We start from the raw sequence: 20374 nt of genomic DNA on the forward strand, positions 1-20374 counted from the left end.
GCTAAGCCTCCAAGCAAAAAGCTAAGCAGGTCAATATATAATATGACTCGACATCAACTGTTTTATTGTTTGTCATTGCAAAATTAATAAAATCAATTGAGTTAGGTATTTTCTTCTGACCTAGAACTAATTTAGGATAATCCGATTTATTGATTACATCTTTTGGATAAAAATCCCTATATTTACTATCGTACAAGATAAATCTACAGATCTTTATTATAGGAATGAGAGAAGTTACTGTTACAACTATTTGCTCCCATTGAGCTTCAATTATTTTTTTTGCCTCGTCAATATAACCAAAGTCGTCGTCTTTTACTGACTCTAACTCCCTAAGAAGGGTGGCTTTAATGTCTTCAAAACTATTTTTGCCATGGCTTGCTAATTTAGCACTTATTAAAGCGCTTACTGTTCTAGTCAAATATTCTTCTATTTTATTGAAGGCATCAGGAACTACTGCCCAAGTACTCCATATACCTCTAATGTACCTCTTTTCATCACCGGCGTAGAATATTAAATAATCGAGTATGTGCACTAAAATTTCTTCAATGTCCTTACTTTCATATTCAATGATATCTATAAGCTCTTCGATAGTGTTCACACTAGCATATTGATAGCGCTCTTTTCCATTCCCAATAGATTTACTTGGTGTTTTTTGGTGGTAACCAACTATAGACTTCAAGAAAACCTCACGAATACGGCTCAATAGGTCATTATTTTTACCTTGCTGCTCTATTAACTCCCATGCATCGTCATATCCATATTCAAACTCATCAATATCGAAGTCTTTAATTGGTAAAAGCACTGAAAGCGGCCCTTTCATTGCTATATGACATAGTTCATGGGTCAGTGTAAGCAAACTCCATTTTTCATTTGCACATTTATTAATTGTTTTTAAAGGCGCACTAATGAAGTTGTGTTCGCTCAGAAAGCCATCACGGCCTGAATAGTATGGTAACGTAGTCAGATGTGACGATTCACTAGTTTTTAGAGTTAGTTGGCTAGATGTTTCTTCCCAAAATGGGATTTTTGAGTTTTCTTTCCTTGTTAAATCAGGTGCATTTTTGCCAGTCAGTTTTGCAGCAGCGATTAGTTTCGATGACAAGCTGTTTTCAGTTAACACTGAGTCTATTTCACTTACAAAATTAAAAAGGCCATAGTTTGCTAAGCCAGTACCTAAAAGTGAATGACACCAAAAATGACATTCCGTATGTGGAATTGGGAAGGTTCCCGAAAATGTTTGAGAAGCAAAACGCGAAAGCGCTGCATTTGCCTTGGTTAGGTAATTGTTCACGGATTCGACCGAGTTTTCAGCCAAACCTGATAGCACCTCTGCTTCAACCATTTTTATTAGTTTTGTCAATGAAGCAAAAATATCTTTGCGATAAATACTCGCTCTGTTAATCGCAGAAGCAGCCAAAGCAGTAAATTCTGATAACTCAACACTGACTTCATTACCGACACTTCGCCGATAAAGACCAGAAAGTAATTCATTTATCGAAGACGTTTCTACATCGTGACCTAGGGAGTGTATTATACTCGATGTAGGATAATAACCACTATCGGCCTTCCACCTCTCAAAACCCACATTGTTAAACTCTAAAAAAACCTCAATCTGCTCTAGCAGTCGCTCATCGTTTGTAGTTACGATACAGTTGTATATGCCATAGGTCAGATAGAAATCCGTATCTTCAGATAGTGGTACGTGCTGGAAGAGTTTTGGGGGATAAATTGGGCCAGCAAATAGAATAAATTTCTTGAATTGAACGGGAAATTCCGCGCCCGCTGAGGTTTCCGTGTACCAAAAAATCGGTGATACACGAGTAGACGAATTCCAACTATTTATTATTTCATCGAAATTTTCATCAAGCTCTAGTTCTACGTCGCCCGCAGATTTTAAGCGAAGCCTTAAATAGCCCATTTGGGCGTTTTTTAAATCCATTTAAAATAGTTCTAGTATTATTCCAAACCAACGTAATAGCTAAAGCGTACTCTTTTTTCTTCCTGTTGGCTATCAGAACTGTTCGCACGACGTGTTCTACGGTCACCAGAACCGATAAAGTTGTCAGAATTCCTAGGGTTTCCTCTCCTCTTGGAACCGTAATTTTTATCTAGCTTAGCGCTTTTAACTATATCTTTAACGAGAGCCATTGGACTTGTCCTATCTAAAAGCAGGTCGCGCATTATGCACAAATAATATACAATATGCAACACAATAAATTAGTGGGATACTATAAGTCAACCAACAACCGTACCTCGCCACTTGCTACCCGTACCAGTAAAGACCAGGCTAGACCCCATCAGCGTGCCGCCTGAATCGAATCCCCCCTTCTATGTCGGTTAATTACAATTTTTCTCGCTGCTTTCACTTAATTATAATCACAGTTAAATTTTGGTAAATGTCACCAATTAGTTGCTGGAGTGACGAGTATCTCCTGCGCGTGTACCAATACTACTTATTACTTTGTTTTTTGTAGCAGTACCTATCGTCTAGCTGCCGTATTTGGCATTAATTTTGTTCAAGTACTACACTAGCGCCGGGGTGTCTTCTTTATCGGTGGGCTGTTAAAGCTGTAAATAGGCTTTCTCAACTATTTCTACAGTCACTACCCCGCATATGCAAAACAGCCCCCCGCTCACAGCTGAATTCAAGAAGTAATATTCTTGTCATAAAAAAGGCGAGCCTAAGCTCGCCTCTGGGTATACATTGGAATCGTTAACGTCAATTGAAATTAACAACTTCAATTGTCATATTCAACCACCCTACTCCTCAACATAGCTCTCGATGCTGGGGCAAGAACAGATCAGGTTACGGTCGCCATACACGTCATCAATACGGTTAACCGTTGGCCAGAACTTGTTTCTGTGTACTTCTGGCGCTGGGTACGCAGCTAACATACGGTCGTAGCTGCGGTTCCAGTCGCTGTCACAGATGTCAGCTAGTGTGTGCGGTGCGTTGTGTAGCGGGTTATCAGTTGCATCCCACTCACCGCTTTCTACTTTCGCAATTTCTTGGCGAATGCTAACCATGGCGTTAATGAAACGGTCTAGTTCGTACTTCGCTTCCGACTCGGTTGGTTCAATCATAAGCGTACCCGCTACTGGGAAGCTCATGGTTGGCGCATGGAAGCCGTAGTCGTTTAAGCGCTTCGCGATATCTAGCTCGGTCACACCGCTTGCTTCTTTAAGCGGGCGAAGGTCAATAATACATTCGTGCGCTACGCGGCCATTGTTGCCTTTGTAAAGCACTGGGAAGTGCCCTTCTAGCTTTTTAGCCACATAGTTAGCGTTAAGAATAGCTACTTCGGTTGCACGGCGAAGGCCTGCGCTACCCATCATTTTAATGTACATGTAGCTAATAGGCAGAATTGATGCACTGCCCCATGGCGCTGCCGATACCGCACCACAGTCTTTGCCCGCCGTTTCTACGTTAACAACCGTGTGGTTTGGTAGGAATGGCGCAAGGTGCGACTTAACACCAATTGGCCCCATACCTGGGCCACCGCCACCGTGTGGAATACAGAAGGTTTTGTGTAGGTTAAGGTGCGACACGTCTGAACCAATGAAACCAGGTGACGTAATGCCTACCTGCGCGTTCATGTTCGCGCCGTCCATGTAAACCTGACCGCCGTATTGGTGAACAATGTCACAAATCTCGCGTACGGTTTCTTCATATACACCGTGAGTAGACGGGTATGTGATCATGGCGCACGATAGGTTATCGCCCACTTCTTCCGCTTTTTTGCGAAGGTCGTTAAGGTCTACGTTACCTTTGCTATCACACGCTACTACTACCACTTTAAGGCTAACCATTTGCGCAGACGCAGGGTTGGTACCGTGGGCAGAGCTTGGAATTAGACACACGTTTCTGTGACCTTCGCCACGGCTTTCGTGGTAACGCTGAATAGCCAATAGGCCTGCGTATTCACCTTGCGCACCCGAGTTAGGCTGCATTGAAAGGGCGTCGTAGCCCGTTACGTTAATTAGCCACTCGCTAAGCTCGGCAATCATTTCTTGATAGCCTACTGCTTGATCTAGCGGCGCGAACGGGTGAAGCTGACCGAATTCAGCCCATGTTACAGGGATCATTTCAGCCGTTGCGTTTAGCTTCATGGTGCACGAACCCAATGAAATCATTGAGTGGTTAAGCGCCAAGTCTTTGTTTTCAAGGCTCTTGATGTAGCGAAGCATCTCTGTTTCAGAGTGATACTTGTTAAACACTTCGTTGGTTAGGAAGTCGCTAGTACGTACTAAACCTTCAGGAATAGATTTAACCTCTTGCGTGGTTACTTCTGCATCCAGACCTTCGACTGTTAAGCCGTGCTCTTCACCAAGCAGTACGTCGAATAGCGCAACAATGTCTTCACGTGTTGTGGTTTCGTCTAGCGACACACCTACCGCACCTTCAAGGTCAGCACGTAGGTTCATGCCTTTTGCGTAGGCTTTTGCTAGTACTTCTTCTTTGTTGTCTACCATTACGGTTAGCGTGTCGAAGTACGTGCTGTGCTTAAGGGCTATACCTTTCTGGTTCAAACCAGTAGCCAGGATGTCGGCGAAGCGGTGAATGCGCTCAGCAATAGTTTTAAGGCCTTGCGGGCCGTGGTACACCGCGTAGAAGCTTGCCATGTTGGCTAGCAGCACCTGTGCTGTACAAATGTTCGAGTTCGCTTTTTCGCGGCGAATGTGCTGTTCACGAGTTTGTAGCGCCATACGAAGTGCTGGGCGACCACGAGTGTCTTTACTTACACCAATAATACGGCCAGGTAGTGAACGCTTGTAGCTGTCGCGTGTAGCAAAGAATGCCGCGTGTGGACCACCATAGCCCATTGGTACACCAAAGCGCTGTGCACTACCAAGTGCAACGTCTGCACCTAGCTCGCCAGGCGACTTAAGCATTACCAAGCTCATAAGGTCAGCGGCTACTGCCACAATCCCTTTTTTCGCTTGTACCGCAGCAATGATGTCGCTGATGTCTTTTACTTCACCAGTAGAGGTTGGATATTGAAGTAGCGCACCGAATACGTCGTGTTCTGCTGCTTCTTCTGCCGCACCTTTGATGATTTCAAAACCAAACATTTCAGCGCGAGTTTCAACCACGTCAACCGTTTGCGGGTGAACGTCGTTAGCAATGAAGAACGCATTCGCTTTTTTGTTCTTAGACACACGCTTAGCAAGGCCCATGGCTTCTGCTGCCGCTGTACCTTCATCAAGTAATGACGCCGATGCTAGCTCTAGGCCCGTAAGGTCAATGGTTACTTGTTGGTAGTTTAGAATAGCTTCCAAACGACCCTGGGCAATTTCTGGCTGGTAAGGCGTGTACGCTGTGTACCAACCTGGGTTTTCTAGTACGTTGCGAAGAATAACGTTGGGTACGTGCGTATCGTAGTAACCCATACCAATGAAAGAACGGTTAATTTTGTTCTTTTGTGCAACGGCTTTAAGTTCACTTAATGCTTCAACTTCTGTCGCCCCTTCACCACATTTTAGTGGCTCTGGTAGCGCAATACCTGCCGGTACAGTTTGCTCAATTAAATCGTCTAGTGAGCTTGCACCAATAGCAGACAGCATTTCTTCAATTTCGCCTTTACCCGGGCCAATGTGACGGCGGATAAATGTATCTTTTTGCTCTAGTTGAGCCAATGTAGGGGAAGTATTCGACATAACGTTGTTAAGCACTCGTAATGGTTGCCGCAAGGGCGCGTTAAATCTTTAAGTTAAAAAGGGGCTGAATTATCTTCATGCCCCTTTTCAAATTATGGTTCTTTTAAAACTGCGTAACGAATTACTCTTCGTCGATGCTGTTTTCGTAGCCTTCAGCGTCTAGTAGACCTTCTACTTCTGCCGCATCGTCAGCTTTAATTTTGAATAGCCAACCGTCGCCGTACGGGTCAGAGTTAACTAGTTCTGGTGAATCTTCTAGGTCTTCGTTAATAGCTACAATTTCACCTGAAATTGGCGCGTAAACGTCAGACGCTGCTTTTACCGATTCAGCAACACATACGTCGTCGCCAGTGCTTACTGCGTCGCCAACATCTGGCAAATCAACGAAAACCATGTCGCCAAGTAAGCCTTGTGCGTGCTCAGAAATACCTACAGTGAAAACACCGTCTCCATCAGGGCGAACCCATTCGTGCGTAGCGGCATAGCGTAAATCAGTTGGGATGTTGCTCATAATCGTTCCTGTTATTCTCTGTTAACTTATAAAACACTTTTTCCATTGCGAACAAAGGAGGGCTTAACCACTTTTACTGTAACCCACTTTTTGCGCATTTCCACTTCTACTGTTTCACCAACATCACTTGGTACTCGTGCCATCGCAATTGAGTGACCTAGAGTTGGAGAGAAGGTACCTGAAGTGATAACGCCTTCGCCGCTTTCTGTTTTCACTTTAAGGCCGTGACGCAGCACGCCTTTTTCAGTCATTACCAAGCCTACTAGCTTGTCGGTACCCGCTTCGCGCTGCGCTTCTAGTGCTTTACGCCCTACGAAATCACGTTCTGCCGGTTCCCATGTAATTGTCCAGCCCATGTTGGCGGCTAGTGGTGATACGGTTTCATCCATATCTTGGCCGTATAGGTTCATGCCTGCTTCTAGGCGAAGTGTGTCGCGAGCACCCAGGCCGCATGGCTTAACACCCGCGTCTAGTAGTGCTTGCCAGAAGCTTTCCGCTTGTTCAGCTGGCACCATAATTTCATAGCCTGCTTCACCGGTGTAACCTGTGGTAGCGATGAACAAGTCTTCTGCTTGTACACCAAAGAATGGCTTCATGCCCGCTACCGCTTCTTTTTGCGCTGCGCTGAACAGGCTGGCGGCTTTTTCTTTTGCGTTAGGGCCTTGTACGGCAATCATGGCAAATTCAGGGCGCTCGGTGATGGTTACGTCAAAGCCTTCAGCTTTGCTCATTAACCAGTTCATGTCTTTTTCGCGCGTTGCTGAGTTAACCACTAAGCGATAGTTAGTTTCGTCGAAGTGGTAAACGATAAGGTCGTCTACAACACCGCCTTCTTCATTAAGCATGCCACTGTATAGCGCTTTGCCTTTGTCTTTTAATTTTGCCACGTCGTTGGCTAAAAGGTACTGAAGATACGCTTTGGCTTGCGCGCCTTTTACGTCAACAATGGTCATGTGAGACACATCAAACATACCGGCGTCTTGACGCACAGCGTGATGCTCTTCAATTTGTGAACCATAGTTAATTGGCATATCCCAGCCGAAGAAATCGACCATTTTCGCACCGGCTTCTAGGTGCTTTGCGTGTAGGGCGGTGGTACTAGACATTCCACTTACTCTTTTTAATTTGAAAGGTAGAAAACGAGATTGAGTATAGTGAGCTAGCGTTTATGCAACAAATTGGAAATTTTTATCAATACATTTAAAAAGCAAATGTATTCGAACAACTGGATTAGATATACAAATGTAAAAAGCCCCGTATTCAAGTCGGTAACGGGGCTTTTGATCAGAGCGGACACACCAATTTTTATTATCGCTTTATCGTTTCCATAAGCGCTTGCGCATCTTCGATTGGTGTTTCAGGGGTATATTGCGTTGGAATTTCCGTTTGATTTATCCAATCACGCTCCCAGTTTATCAGCGCTTCCTGCAGCGCAGCATCGTCAAACGGAGTTTGAGCTTCCTGTGCGATGCGGTACGCAGATAAGTACATTTTCCAGCGAGGCAAATAATAGTCTTTGTACATACCCTGCCACGCTTTAGATGCATAATCTTTCAGTTTTGGTCCACCCCATTGCGTTACTTGCAGGCGCGCATTATTTACGTAATAAGCAGACTCTTGCGCAGTCTCACCATAAGCTGAGGCGTCACTTAACCACGTGTGCAGGCTTTCTTGATGAAACCCTAGCAAGTTGTCTAGCTTAGTGATGGCAACGTCAATTGAGGCCATAAGTTCGTCGCCACGTTCGAAGTCTTTTGATGAATACGCGTTAACCACCTCTTGCAGCATAAGGTCAACATGCAAAGACACTGCATGCTTCACAAAATCGACAATATCGTACTGATATAGGTACGCATTATCCATCAACGGTGCCAGTTCAATTAGCTGTGAGATACCATCGTCTAAGGCCATTAAATTACCCGGGTGCCCATCAAAGTTTACAATGTCGATTGTTGGGCGCTTAAACAGCAAGTACGCGCCAGCTGAGCCTTCCCACCAGCGGCTTTTCCAATAGCTAACAGAGAACACTCCTTTTATCACCTTTTCCCATGCTGCGATAAGTTCGGGTGAAGTCTTTCCATAGCGCGCTTTAGTATAATTTGCTAGCCACTTTTTCATATCGGGCTTGGCGTTCCAAGGCAAATCGAACAGAAATTCATAGGCCACAGAATTGTTATGGATCCCTTCGGGAAATACACCAAACCCGGTTAGCACGCCTTTTTTATCAGAGTTTGTCACCACGTCTAGCTGCTCGACATAGTCTGCGAAGCCAGCATAAACAGGATCTGAACCTCCATAGTTGTGAATGAAGCCAAACACCCATGGCTTGCCTTTGAAACCTTCCGTTCGCTGCCACACGTGATATCTGTCATTTCCGATATCGTGGATCATAGCTTTTTGATCAGGAACATCTTTTAAGAACGCTTCGATAGACGCGAGGTCCCAGAATTCTTCGTCTGCGCCAAACATCCATCCTTGCATTACCCACACAGCATCAGGTGCAACCTGCGCAATAGATTCGTAGATGCGTTTTCCATAGGATGCGAGCTCAGCGTGTCGGTTTTCTTCAGAAACCGGCGGTAGCATTTCGTTAAATGCGTCTGATAGGTAATAGTCCTGTACACCATAAATTTCGGTATAAAGCTCAATAAATCGCTTAGCCACTGTTTTAAAGAGGGGGTCAGCAGGGTCTAACCAATAGGTAGCATTTTCAAATCCAGTCCAGCGTGGCATTTCATAAACCTTGGCGTCGGGAAAACGCTCAACAAACGCTTTAGGTACGTAGCCACTAAACGCAGGTACAACGGGCTGCATACCCAACGCTTTCATGCGCTTGAGGATTTGTTTTTGCAGTTGATGTTTTTTGTTTATCCAACTTTGCGGCAGAGGCCCCTCGTGCCCTTCGATATTCCCCATGCGTTGCCATGGCGTGAATGCTGGACCAGAAAAGTAATCGGCTAGTTCTTTATCGGTAACGTCGAAATCCTTCCATAATGCTTGCCATACAAATTCTTGCCCTTCCATTGCTACAGGATTGTTTACTCCGTGAAGCGCCATCCAGTCTATTTCTTTCTCCCAACGCTCCCAGTCCCACCACGGTGTTGTATAACCGTAAGCACAAACATTCAGATAAGTACGTTGTTCGAATGGGGTTGTTGTTTTTGCACCATCAAAGTCTTCAAACACGTCAGGGAACGCAACGCGCTTTCCTTCCCAACTTACTGACAAAGCGCCCTGTTCTCGTAAGTATTGATAAGCGCCATACGCTAGTGCGGTACGACTATTTGCCAGCACTTCCGCTTGCCCATCAATTACATTTACTTCAAACCACTCAGGCTCTTTATCAGTTACTTTAATCGTTGATATATTTTTTACTTGCCCCTGTGTAACTCGCTCTAGAACAGCGCTCACCTGAGGGTCTAACGGTTTAGATGCAACTTCTGAGACTTCTTGCTGCTGTTCGCAGCCAGCTAATACAGCAGATAAGCTTAGGCACAATGCGCTTATCGAGAGTGACCACGTTTTCTTCATTGCTTAATATCCTGATAAAATCGTAAAAAAATGCTGCGGTTGCCCGCAGCATAATTGTCTTAAAATGAGTAAACCGCACTCAGATAAAAGCTAGTGCCTATAATACTTGTCGTTTGCCACACCGGCTTCTCTTCTGTGAAATAGGCTTCTTCGTTGTTACCATTGATATTCAGTGCTCCAAAACGAAGGTTAAGTGCTTCAGTAACGTTATAGCTCAATAGAATATCAACCTGATTTCTACCGTCGACTACCCTTCCCTCGCGTGCAAAGAATGCATCAGTGTTATCTTGAACGTAAGGGCTACGGTTGTTCACTGCGACCCTTGCACTAAAGGTGTCGTTCTCCCAATATCCGATGAAATTCCATGTTTCTTCTGACGAATTGGTTAGCACAAAGTCTTCGCTATCTTCCGCATCGATGAAGGTATAGTTTGCTGAGAAACCGAAACCATCGATAGGTAACAATGCATCAAGGCTCTGGTTCCAACCTAGTTCATACCCTTTGATAGTCGTACCACTATCATCGTTATAGGTGCTGGTGATTTCATAGATGTTACCTTCTGTGTCCACACAATCTTCCGGCGTTCCACTTAGCGCAACGTCATTGTAGCTATCAGGGCAAACAAACTCAGAAACCGACCCGTTCTTAATTTCTTTCCAAAAAAGAGTGAGTGCTAAGCTATTACCCTCGCCGTAGTACCACTCTAGCCCTAAGTCGGCTTGATCGGCAGTCAGCGCTTTCATGTTAGGCTGGCCAAGATCTACAGTGTAAGTACGCGTACCGAAAGAATTATTTACCGACGTTTCAGAGGCAGCAATTTGTGTGCGCGATGTCAGTAATGGACGGACTAGCACCTTGGCAGCAGCAAATCGCGCTTGTACTTCGTCTGTCAATTCGAGCACAAGGTTTACGCTAGGTAAAAAATTGTTGTAATCGTAGTCAAATGCCGTTTCGCCAATCACTAAACTGATTTCAGAGTTAATCGGGTTATCTTCACCGGTCAGATAGGTATTGATCGTCCTGTCGGTAGTTTCATAACGACCACCAATATTTCCTCTCAACGTCATTTCACCGATGTAACTTTCGAAATCAACTTTTCCGTAAACCGATAGGATATCTCGCTCTATTGAATATGAAGATTGAGCAGCGAATAAAGTGGGAACTGTTACCCCTTCGGCCACAAGCGCATCTCGGTAAGCTTGAATATCTGGCGCGACCCAGCCATGCTCTATGGACATTTGGTTGTCCAAGAAGTCAGTTACCATATAGTTAAAGTCACTCATTAACGGAAGGTCGCTTGGATCAGCTTCACCAATGGCGAATCTATCCGTACGAAAAACGTCTCTATTGAATTCTTCTTTACGGAATTTTCCTCCAAAAGCAAAACCAGTGAAGAAGTCGCCTTCAAGCACGCGAATTGCGTCAAATTGAAGTGCACTTTCAGAAGAATCCATATATCGAGTTGCACCATTCGGGTACTCGTTTCTTGGCATATCAGCAGGGTATAAAGACGGGTCGGTTAGATCCTCATCTACATTGAAGATAACGTTATTGCGATCTGATATATCCATGTTCGCAGATACCGTAGTCGCTAAGATTACCGCCTCTTCTGCATGCACAGCCTCGCCTTTCGTGTAATGAGCTACACCGACTAAAGTCCAGTTTTCTGTCTCGTACTTTGACTCAAGCGTAAACGCTTTACTGGTAGCCTGTTTGTCCTCAGCTTGGCGATTATTTTCAAGAGTAAAGTCGTCAATACGCACTTGGTTATAAACGCCATTTACCGGCTCACCAAGTAGCGTGATATCGTCGCGATCGAACAAGAAAACCTGCTGGTTCAAATCTTGTACCGTGTCGTCATCAGCATAAATTGCGGTAAACGTTGTTTCGAAATTATCGCTAGGACGCCACTGTACTGCGCCGTTCATCAAATAGCGTTTGGTTTCGCGGTCAATACGGCGGTAACGCGGACGTCGAGGAATATCATTACCTTCATCATCGCTGAACCACCTACCCATCCAGAAGTTATCTACCCTGTCGTCAAGTTCCTGATAACCTGCGTTTAAAAATAATCCTACTGTGTCATCAGCAAATTGGTCGATATAGGTGATATTACCTTTGGGGGTCACATCATCTGTGGGTGAGAATTCCGAATATTGCCCCTTAACCGAAGCTACAACTTTACGCTCACTGTAGGAAAGTGGCTTCGTAGTATCGATATTAATAGTACCTGACAAACCACCAGTATCCATGTCTGCACTGGGAGATTTAATTACTGAAATACTTGAAGCTAGCTCAGACTGTATAATGTCGTAACGAAAGCCACCAGTAAAATCCGCACTCGCCATAGTTTGGCCATTCACGGTAGTTCTGGCATATTGGGAGCCTAAACCGCGAACACTGATTGTAGAACCTCTACCGTTAATATTTGATATCTGTACGCCAGGGATTCGCTGGATTGCTTCAGCAATGTTCTCGGTAGGAAACTTTCCGATATCTTCTGATGTAATAATGTCTGCAACTTTCGTTTCATCGCGTTTTAGTGCCGCAGCTTGGACCAAACTAGAACGATAAGTAACGTCAATACGTTCAACTTCACTATCACTTACGTCTGAGGCAGCTTGAGCAAAAACCAGTGCAGGAGAGCTAAGAATGCCTACGATAGCACTGGCGAGTAACGTTTTCTTTGGACGAGCGTTATTCATGATGTGGTTCCCATCTTCTTTGTAGTGGTTGTTGTTCAGCTTTAGGCAACCAGCTGATTAATTTTATTTCTTATTATTAACGATGATTTTTTCATCACCTGCCATTGACGCTACCAACCAATGTCAACGTTGTCAACAAAAAATAAGGAATTATTACTACGATATTGGGTAGACCAAAATATGAACTTTCAGTAAGACGAAAACGCTAAACTACGCTTTCAAGCGAATAATTAGAAGCCGAGTCTCTTACAACTACATCAAGAGAAAACCCTTTTGAATCAACAGCATGAATATCATTGGATTTCATCATTTCAATAACCATTGCTGCAGCTGTTGCTGCAATATCAAAGTTAGGCTGGTCGATCGTAGTAAGATGAGGCCACGTTTGCATGGCGAAGGGACTGTTTTCGAAACCAACAATCGAGATGTCTTCTGGAACTTTAAGGTTGTTAAGACGCGCCATAAATACAGCTCCCGCTGCAATTTCATCGTTACATGCAAAAATGGCGGAAGGTCGTTTGGGCATGGCAAGTACTTGTTTAGTCATATCCATGCCGGATTCGAAAGTAAACTCCCCATCAATGATTAAATTTTTATCAAAAGGCAATTTTGCTGCTTCATGTGCCTTTTTAAAACCTCTTACTCTCCCTAAACTAGACTCATGCGAGGCATGAAAACCAAGAAAAGCAATATCTCTGTGGCCTAAATCCAGCAAATACTGCGTTATTTTAAATCCCGCATCCACGTCGTCTACATGCAACACCGGGGCTAGATTATCAGGGGGTTGCTCGCCAGATAAGATCCTAACTACTTTAGCATCTCTACTGAGTAAAAATGTAACAAGCTCTTTATTTTCGGACAATGGCGGGGTGAGAATAATTCCGCCAATCTGATTTGAACCAATCATAGCCGCAAGTTCATTCCCTACCTCATCAGAATGAGAATCGGTGGGGTGAATAACTAACTCAAACCCTTTTTTTCTGCATTCAGAAATAATTCCATTTTGCATTTCAATCACATAATGGCTGTTGGGATTGTCATAAACAAACGCAAGAGAAAACGGTGCTTTACGCATTACCCTTGCTGTGTGGTTAGGCTGATAGTTCAACTGCTTTATTGACTCAAGCACTTTTTCCTTTACCGACTCACTAACATTTGGTTCTTGGTTAACCACTCGCGAAACCGTTTTAAACGATACTCCCGCTAATTTCGCGACATCCTTAATAGTTGGCTTTTTCATGAAACTCTTTTTCGGTGAAAGGTATTGAGTGTTAGAGAGAATAAAGTGAACCCCCTGTTTAAGCAAATTTCTTGGCCTTCGTTAACCAATGAATAACTAATACAATTTCATCAAGGTTAAAAAAAACAACAATGACAACGTTGACATAGATTAAAGAAAAGGGTTAGGGTTAAACAACTGAATATAAAAAAAGCAAGAAACATGACAACAAACACGACATCTTCACGACTTCTGTCTCTCGATGTATTTCGAGGGCTCACCATAATCGCAATGATTGTAGTAAACAGTCCGAATACTTATGGAGAACTCGCGCACGCACATTGGATAGGCATCAACTTTGCCGATTTAGTGTTTCCTTTTTTCATTCTCATTGTGGGTGTAGCAATTAGTTTGGGGTTCAAGAATATTGATTCATCTTCACCACAATTGACCAGTATTTTGAAAAAAGTGTGGAGAAGAGGCTTTACGCTCATTGGGATCGGGCTCATTGTTAATTTGTTCTATACCCACTTCGAACAAATAAGGTTACTAGGCGTATTACAGCGAATTGGCATTGTTTATATTGCCTGCTGTTATTTAGCAATTTACTGCAAACCAAAGAGCGTGGTTAAAGTGGGCATTGGTATCTTGTTTCTGTACTGGGTATTTATTCTATTGGTTCCTGCCCCGGGCCTCCCTAGCGGGCATCTTGCTCGTGGAGAGAACATTATAAACTGGTTCGATCAATTTGTACCGGGTATGCTGTGGCGTGGTACTTGGGATCCCGAAGGTCTGCTAAGTACTTTTCCTGCCATTGTTACCGGTATTATGGGTATGCTCATTGGCCAGATTATAGTTAAAGGCAAGGACGACTTACCTACCACGGTGATGAATTTATTTGTATTCGGCTTTGTTACTTTTTCTCTAGGATGTATTTGGAGCCTAGGTTTTCCTTTCATCAAACAGGCGTGGACCAGCTCATTTGTATTAGCCACCGGCGGCATAGGCGCCATGATATTGGCCTGTATGATGTGGTACACCGATATTAAAGGCTTCAGAAACGGTACTCAAATAGCCACCATCTTTGGGGCTAACGCGATCACCGCATATATCCTGCACGTAATCATAGAGAAGCTACTTGATTGGGAAATCGCCGGTGTATCCGTTCACAACAGCTACACCACATTTATGTCTGATATGGGAGCAAGTGATTTTATAAGTGCAACGTTGTGGGTCATTCTGTTTCTCAGCGTTTGTTTTATTCCTGTATATGTCCTCTATCGCAAACAAATTTTCGTAAAGATTTAAGGTGGAATCTGTGACTCAGAATTACTTTGTAGGCGTTGATGGCGGTGGCACTAAATGCAAAGCGCGACTTGAAAACGAACAAGGCGAATTGCTTGGCGAAGGATTGTCAGGTCCATGCAACCCTGCTCAATCAGCCGACACCGCGTTCGCTTCAATTATCGAAGCTACGACACTGGCATTAGAGGCAGCCTCAATGTCAGCGACGAAAATAAGCAATCTTAATGTTTGTCTAGGTCTTGCAGGTGTAAACGTTACGCGTTATCGAGAAATTGCACAGAGTTGGATATTTCCATTTAAACGTACACACATAACCACCGATCTACACATTGCTTGTTTAGGCGCTCATGCAGGTCAAGACGGCGCAATTATAATAACTGGAACCGGTAGTTCAGCACTTGCAAGCTTGAGTGGCAACTTAACAAGTATCGGTGGCCACGGTTTCCCTTTAGGCGACAAAGCGGGAGGCGCATGGCTTGGCCTGCAGGCCTTGCAATACACCCTTGAAGCACTCGATTCCTTGGTACCTTCCTCTCGGCTCGTTACTGATATGTGCGAAGCTCTTGGTACAAACGACCCTCAGGCGATAGTTGGTAAGTCGCTGCACTTCAAGTCGAGTGATTTCGGTAAGTTTGCGCCAATTGTTGCGAAATGTGCTAACGGCAGTGACCCCGTTGCTCTTAGTATTGTGAACGAAGGAAAGCAGTACCTTTCAGGTGTCGTTTCTCAACTCGAGGAACTCGGCGCTAAACGCATATCAATGATTGGTGGCTTGTCTTCGCAATGGGCTGAGTGGCTACCTGACAATATTCAACAACGTTTACAACCCGCAAAGTGTTCACCTGAATTTGGTGCAATTTCATTGATAAAAGATCTGGTAAAGGAGTGTTAATATGGCTTATGTGACCAAAATGGCGTCTGAAGCAGCAGAAACGCCGCAAGTGCTGAAACGACAACTAAACAACAATAGCCATATATATAACAAATTATCTGAAGCGATAGAAAAACACGATCCAGAGTTTGTGTATATTATTGGTCGCGGCACCTCAGACCATGCCGGCGTGTTTGGAAAATATTTGATTGAAACTGAAATGGGGCTGCCCGTTGCTTCTGCCGCGCCATCGGTAAACAGCGTTTTCGGCAAGTCCCTTCGATTAAATAGAGCACTGGTTTTTATCATTTCTCAATCGGGCAGAAGTCCAGATATACTTGCACAAGCCAAAATGGCAAAGGAAAAAGGTGCGCTGTGTGTTGCGCTGGTAAATGATGAGTCATCACCAGTTAAAGATATTGTAGATATATTTATACCACTTTGTGCCGGGCCAGAAATTGCCGTTGCCGCCACCAAAAGCTATCTGGCGACCTTGTATGCGTTATTAAGCATTGTTGCAAATTTCACTAAACTCAACGATCTTCACGAAGCTTTACTTGCCCTACCTACACAATTAGAGTCGGTAATAAGTTCCCCCTTTGTACTTACCGCAGAGCACTTAGCTCCGCTTGAACGATGCGTTGTACTAGGCCGCGCTTTCGGTTACGCCATATCCAGAGAAATAGCGCTTAAAATGAAAGAAGTCTGTGGAATACAGGCTGAGGCTTTCAGTAGCGCGGAATTTCTTCACGGGCCCATATCCCTTCTAAACCGCAAAACAGCTATTATCGATGCCCATATTCCTGACGCTTCAAGTGCTGTACATAAGTCACAAATTGAAGAAGTGATCCACAGAGGAGCACAAGTTTTCCCTTTATTTGAGGTACCATTGGACGTGCATCCTCTCACATCGGCGCTCATTGTTATGCAACGTTTTTACTTAGATATTGAAAAAGCTGCGCGCGATATGGATATGGATCCAGACAGCCCTATAGGACTTAAAAAAGTAACGGAAACCCTCTAGCAATGAAATCTTATTTTGCCAAACTCCTTTTTGACGGCTTTTCATTTCATTCGAACGTGCGCTTTGAAGTGATTAACAACCGAGTGTCCGCTTTCTGCGCAGGCAGCGTGGATGATAGCAATGCTGAGGTCATCCATGAGCTAGTCATACCCGCCATGGTAGATGTTCAGGTAAACGGTGGAGGCGGCGTTCAGTTTAACGAAACGCCCACACTGTCTACGCTTCAGCAAATGGCAGAGGCCTTTTTAAAAGTGGGTACGGGCAGCTTAATGCCAACCATTATTACTGACGACATCGGCGTTATGAATAAAGGCGCTGACGCTATAGCGTTAGGTCACAAATGGGATCCAGGCGCTATCCCGGGTGTCCACTTTGAAGGGCCTCACCTCAGCACAACCAAAAAGGGCATGCATAGTTCGAAGCACATCCGATCACTGAGCGACAAAGAGTTGGCCTTATTTACTCGAAATGATCTAGGTAAAGTAATTGTCACGCTAGCACCAGAAGCGGTCTCGCCCTCAGATATTAAGACCCTAACCAATGCAGGCGTAATTGTGTCTATAGGTCACACTAACGCCACCTCCGACGATTGCTTTGCCGCTTTTGATGCGGGGGCTACCGGTGCTACACATCTTTTCAATGCCATGTCACCGTTTACCAGCAGAGAGCCTGGTGTGGTTGGGGCCTCACTTTACAGAGATGACGTCTATTGCGGACTAATCGTTGACCATCATCATGTTCATCCTGTGTCAGCAAAGCTAGCGATAAAGCTTAAAGGTGATGAACGCTTAATGCTGGTAACCGATGCTATGGCACCGGCAGCAAGTAACGTCGACCACTTCGTTTATCAAGGCGTAAAAGTCATACGTAAAAATAATGCACTTCGTCTTAACGACGGTACCTTGGCGGGTTCGCTATTAACGATGGAAGAGGCCATCCAGCATACGCATTTCGACCTGAGTATTGACCTGCAAGCAACATTGAAAATGGCAACATCGACCCCTGCTTCATTTATAAAAAGCGACGCGAACATTGGAACGTTACGCACAGGTTCTTTCGCTAACTTCATAACGCTAAATAAAGACTTAAGGGTGACACGCTGTTGGCGCAACGGCGAAGTCGTCCGGTAGGTATGCAGCTAATATGCATAGCCCGGTATTCTTTTGAACAATAGATAATACGTACTCACAAAAAATTAAAATATTAAGTAAGCAATACAGTGAAATAAAAACATTATAAGAAGGTAACGTGATGCAAACTGCAGTTAAATCCCCCCCGTCGACGATACTCCCTATGGCAATAATCGGCACATTGTTTTTCGTTTTTGGTTTTATCACATGGTTAAATGGAGCACTCATCCCCTTCTTGCAAATTGTTTGCAATTTGAACGGAACAGAAGCACTGCTAATCGCGTTTAGTTTTTATATCGCATATGTTGTTATGGCACTTCCTATGTCATTCGTGCTCAATAAATTGGGCTATAAAAACGCCATGACTTTCGGGCTTTTACTGATTGCTGCAGGGTGCTGTTTATTTGTTCCTGCCGCTAAAACGCAAACATTCATATTATTTATTACAGCTCAGTTCATCGTCGGTTCCGGTTTAACTATTTTACAAACCGCATCAAACCCATATTTAGTAAAAATTGGGCCGTCAGAAAGTGCGGCAGCACGAATATCAATTATGGGGCTACTGAATAAAGGAGCTGGCTGGCTCGCACCAATGGTGTTTATTGCTCTTGTACTCGGTGACTTATCAGGTATCACCGAACAAAGTATCGCTGCATTGCCAGAAGCTGAGCGTAGTGCACAAATACAGCAATTAGCACAAAGCCTTGTATTGCCCTACTTAGGTATGGCCGCAGCGTTAGTATTACTTGCTGTTGCGCTAAGTTTTTCTGGCTTGCCTGAATTGGACCTTGATGTTGAGGATAAAAAACTCGCTGAATACGGAAAAGGTAAAGGCTCAGTATTACAATTCCCTCAGCTAGTATTAGGTGTAATTGCACTTTTTTGTTATGTAGGCGTAGAAGTTGTTGCCGGAGATACCATTGGCCTAGCGGGCTCGCAACTTGGCGTTCCGGGAGCACTAGGGCTCACGTCATACACCATGTTTTTTATGGTCATTGGGTACAGCCTTGGTTTAGTGCTTGTGCCCCGAATTTGCACTCAGCACCAATTACTTACTCTCTCTTCAGTTTTAGGTATTGTTTTGTCAATCGGTATACCGTTCACTAACGCTGAAAGCCACGTCTTTGCAAGTTTTCTGTGGGGTTGGACAGGTATTGCAACGCTTCCTGATCCTATTACTCTTATTGCACTTTTGGGACTTGCTAACGCCATTGTTTGGCCTGCAGTTTGGCCTCTAGCATTAGAGGGGCTAGGTAAATTCACTGCTCGCGGTTCTGCACTCTTGATAATGGGTATAGCTGGAGGAGCAATTATTCCGTTACTATTCGGATTTGCGGCTGACCACTTCGGCGTTTTAAATGCTTATTGGACAACGATACCTTGCTATGCCTTTATTCTTTTCTATGCGCTGAAAGGGTGGCGTCTAAGAGAATGGTAATTTAGGCGACGACTTGATGGGTTTAACATACGCATAAGTGGTATTCTTGATTGATGTGTTTAATAATGGTGATATCGGAACCCATCTTTAACAATGAAGCAGCTTTCTCTAGATACTTTACGCACCTTTGTTAGCGTTATTGAACTTGGTGGCTATGCAAAGGCGGGCGACTTTTTAGGTCGTTCTCAGCCTGCTATTAGTTTGCAAATCAAAAAGCTTGAATCGCAGCTAGACCGAAAGCTATTTACTAAAGTGGGTCAGCGCCATGTACCTAGCGCCGATGGAAACTGGTTGTACCCAAAAGCGAAAGAACTGTTAGAACTTAACGACAACATTTTTAGAAGCCTCACTCCTGCACCACTTAGCGGCAGATTACGTTTAGGCATCCCCAACGAGTTTGCCTCTACGCTACTGCCTGGCCTAATTGGTGAGTTTTCAAAGCGCTACCCTGATGTATCGTTAGAGGTAACGTCTGCGCTAAGTCGCGATCTGCTTCATCCGTCTCAACGAGATCACTTCGATTTAATTCTGGCACTTGTTAATCCAGATGAAGAAACTGAGGGCGAAGTTGTTTTAGAAGATGACGTGGTGTGGGTTGGTGATACGTCTCACCCGTTAGTGGGGAATAACATTCCACTAGTGCTAGCGCCAGATGGCTGCATGTATAGAAGCCGAGTAATCGAACAGCTAAAGCAGCAAACGTTTGCTTGGAAAATCAGCTACACCAACGCCGACTTAGGCGGTTTGGTTGCCGCCATTCAGCAAGGGCTTGGTGTTACAGCATTAGCAAAATCGAGCCTACCGGCTAATTTAGCCGTACTGAACCACCCGCATCTGCCTAAGTTGGGAAAGGTCAATATTTGCTTATTTAACCAAGACACCCAGCATCCGGTAATAAGTAAAACCCTCGCCGAATTCTTTAAAGTGCGGCTAACCCAGTAAAAAAGGGGTCAGAGTACTTTTTCTGCCCCTCCACCCGTAT

Annotated in this window: 13 protein-coding genes; 6 read left to right on the forward strand and 7 right to left on the reverse strand. The window is 44.3% G+C overall.

The annotated features are described in order from the left end of the window. Position 1: 1 nt before the first annotated feature. From ACXAFM_RS04155 to ACXAFM_RS04185, 7 genes are all read right to left on the reverse strand, one after another. Positions 2-1939: a hypothetical protein gene (locus ACXAFM_RS04155; protein ID WP_474833514.1), complete on the reverse strand. Its 1938-nt coding sequence runs from the start codon at positions 1937-1939 to the stop codon at positions 2-4. 821 nt (positions 1940-2760) lie between these two features. Next, complete coding sequence (gene gcvP / locus ACXAFM_RS04160) at positions 2761-5658, reverse strand: aminomethyl-transferring glycine dehydrogenase (RefSeq protein ID WP_474833518.1); 2898 nt, start codon at positions 5656-5658, stop codon at positions 2761-2763. Between the two features lie 121 nt (positions 5659-5779). Further along, complete coding sequence (gene gcvH, locus ACXAFM_RS04165; RefSeq protein ID WP_014979989.1) at positions 5780-6169, reverse strand: glycine cleavage system protein GcvH; 390 nt, start codon at positions 6167-6169, stop codon at positions 5780-5782. Between the two features lie 26 nt (positions 6170-6195). Further along, on the reverse strand, positions 6196-7275 hold the full coding sequence (gene gcvT / locus ACXAFM_RS04170) for a glycine cleavage system aminomethyltransferase GcvT (RefSeq protein WP_334038196.1): 1080 nt from the start codon (positions 7273-7275) through the stop codon (positions 6196-6198). A 202-nt stretch (positions 7276-7477) separates the two neighbouring features. Further along, a complete protein-coding gene (locus tag ACXAFM_RS04175; RefSeq protein WP_474833522.1) occupies positions 7478-9700 on the reverse strand; it encodes an alpha-N-acetylglucosaminidase in 2223 nt (740 codons plus the stop codon). A gap of 59 nt (positions 9701-9759) precedes the next feature. After that, entirely contained in the window at positions 9760-12405 is a 2646-nt protein-coding gene (locus ACXAFM_RS04180) for a TonB-dependent receptor (RefSeq protein ID WP_474833524.1), read from the reverse strand. A gap of 205 nt (positions 12406-12610) precedes the next feature. Beyond that, positions 12611-13645, reverse strand: a complete 1035-nt coding sequence (locus ACXAFM_RS04185; RefSeq protein ID WP_474827193.1) for a LacI family DNA-binding transcriptional regulator — start codon at positions 13643-13645, stop codon at positions 12611-12613. 201 nt (positions 13646-13846) lie between these two features. On the opposite strand from ACXAFM_RS04185, the gene ACXAFM_RS04190 reads away from it, so the two are divergent. The 6 genes from ACXAFM_RS04190 to ACXAFM_RS04215 all read left to right on the forward strand — a co-directional run bounded on the left by ACXAFM_RS04190 (position 13847) and on the right by ACXAFM_RS04215 (position 20334). After that, on the forward strand, positions 13847-14932 hold the full coding sequence (locus ACXAFM_RS04190; RefSeq protein WP_474833528.1) for an acyltransferase family protein: 1086 nt from the start codon (positions 13847-13849) through the stop codon (positions 14930-14932). A 10-nt stretch (positions 14933-14942) separates the two neighbouring features. After that, entirely contained in the window at positions 14943-15821 is an 879-nt protein-coding gene (locus tag ACXAFM_RS04195) for a glucosamine kinase nucleotide-binding domain-containing protein (RefSeq protein ID WP_474833530.1), read from the forward strand. A 1-nt stretch (position 15822) separates the two neighbouring features. Further along, on the forward strand, positions 15823-16824 hold the full coding sequence (gene nagB-II, locus ACXAFM_RS04200; RefSeq protein ID WP_474833533.1) for a glucosamine-6-phosphate deaminase NagB-II: 1002 nt from the start codon (positions 15823-15825) through the stop codon (positions 16822-16824). 2 nt (positions 16825-16826) lie between these two features. After that, a complete protein-coding gene (gene nagA, locus ACXAFM_RS04205; RefSeq protein ID WP_474833536.1) occupies positions 16827-17954 on the forward strand; it encodes an N-acetylglucosamine-6-phosphate deacetylase in 1128 nt (375 codons plus the stop codon). Positions 17955-18075: 121 nt separating this feature from the next. Then, complete coding sequence (locus ACXAFM_RS04210) at positions 18076-19392, forward strand: sugar MFS transporter (protein ID WP_474833539.1); 1317 nt, start codon at positions 18076-18078, stop codon at positions 19390-19392. A gap of 93 nt (positions 19393-19485) precedes the next feature. Beyond that, a complete protein-coding gene (locus ACXAFM_RS04215) occupies positions 19486-20334 on the forward strand; it encodes a LysR family transcriptional regulator (protein WP_159117926.1) in 849 nt (282 codons plus the stop codon). Positions 20335-20374: the final 40 nt, after the last annotated feature.

Source organism: Alteromonas sp. ABD4_190 (assembly GCF_056160105.1).

Bases quoted from the DNA above. Each gene is read 5' to 3' on its own strand.
- ACXAFM_RS04180 (WP_474833524.1), bottom strand. From the start codon at position 12,405: ATGAATAACGCTCGTCCAAAGAAAACGTTACTCGCCAGTGCTATCGTA.
- ACXAFM_RS04215 (WP_159117926.1), top strand. From the start codon at position 19,486: ATGAAGCAGCTTTCTCTAGATACTTTACGCACCTTTGTTAGCGTTATT.
- ACXAFM_RS04190 (WP_474833528.1), top strand. From the start codon at position 13,847: ATGACAACAAACACGACATCTTCACGACTTCTGTCTCTCGATGTATTT.
- gcvH (WP_014979989.1), bottom strand. From the start codon at position 6,169: ATGAGCAACATCCCAACTGATTTACGCTATGCCGCTACGCACGAATGG.
- gcvP (WP_474833518.1), bottom strand. From the start codon at position 5,658: ATGTCGAATACTTCCCCTACATTGGCTCAACTAGAGCAAAAAGATACA.
- ACXAFM_RS04175 (WP_474833522.1), bottom strand. From the start codon at position 9,700: ATGAAGAAAACGTGGTCACTCTCGATAAGCGCATTGTGCCTAAGCTTA.
- ACXAFM_RS04185 (WP_474827193.1), bottom strand. From the start codon at position 13,645: ATGAAAAAGCCAACTATTAAGGATGTCGCGAAATTAGCGGGAGTATCG.
- nagB-II (WP_474833533.1), top strand. From the start codon at position 15,823: ATGGCTTATGTGACCAAAATGGCGTCTGAAGCAGCAGAAACGCCGCAA.
- gcvT (WP_334038196.1), bottom strand. From the start codon at position 7,275: ATGTCTAGTACCACCGCCCTACACGCAAAGCACCTAGAAGCCGGTGCG.
- ACXAFM_RS04155 (WP_474833514.1), bottom strand. From the start codon at position 1,939: ATGGATTTAAAAAACGCCCAAATGGGCTATTTAAGGCTTCGCTTAAAA.
- ACXAFM_RS04210 (WP_474833539.1), top strand. From the start codon at position 18,076: ATGCAAACTGCAGTTAAATCCCCCCCGTCGACGATACTCCCTATGGCA.
- nagA (WP_474833536.1), top strand. From the start codon at position 16,827: ATGAAATCTTATTTTGCCAAACTCCTTTTTGACGGCTTTTCATTTCAT.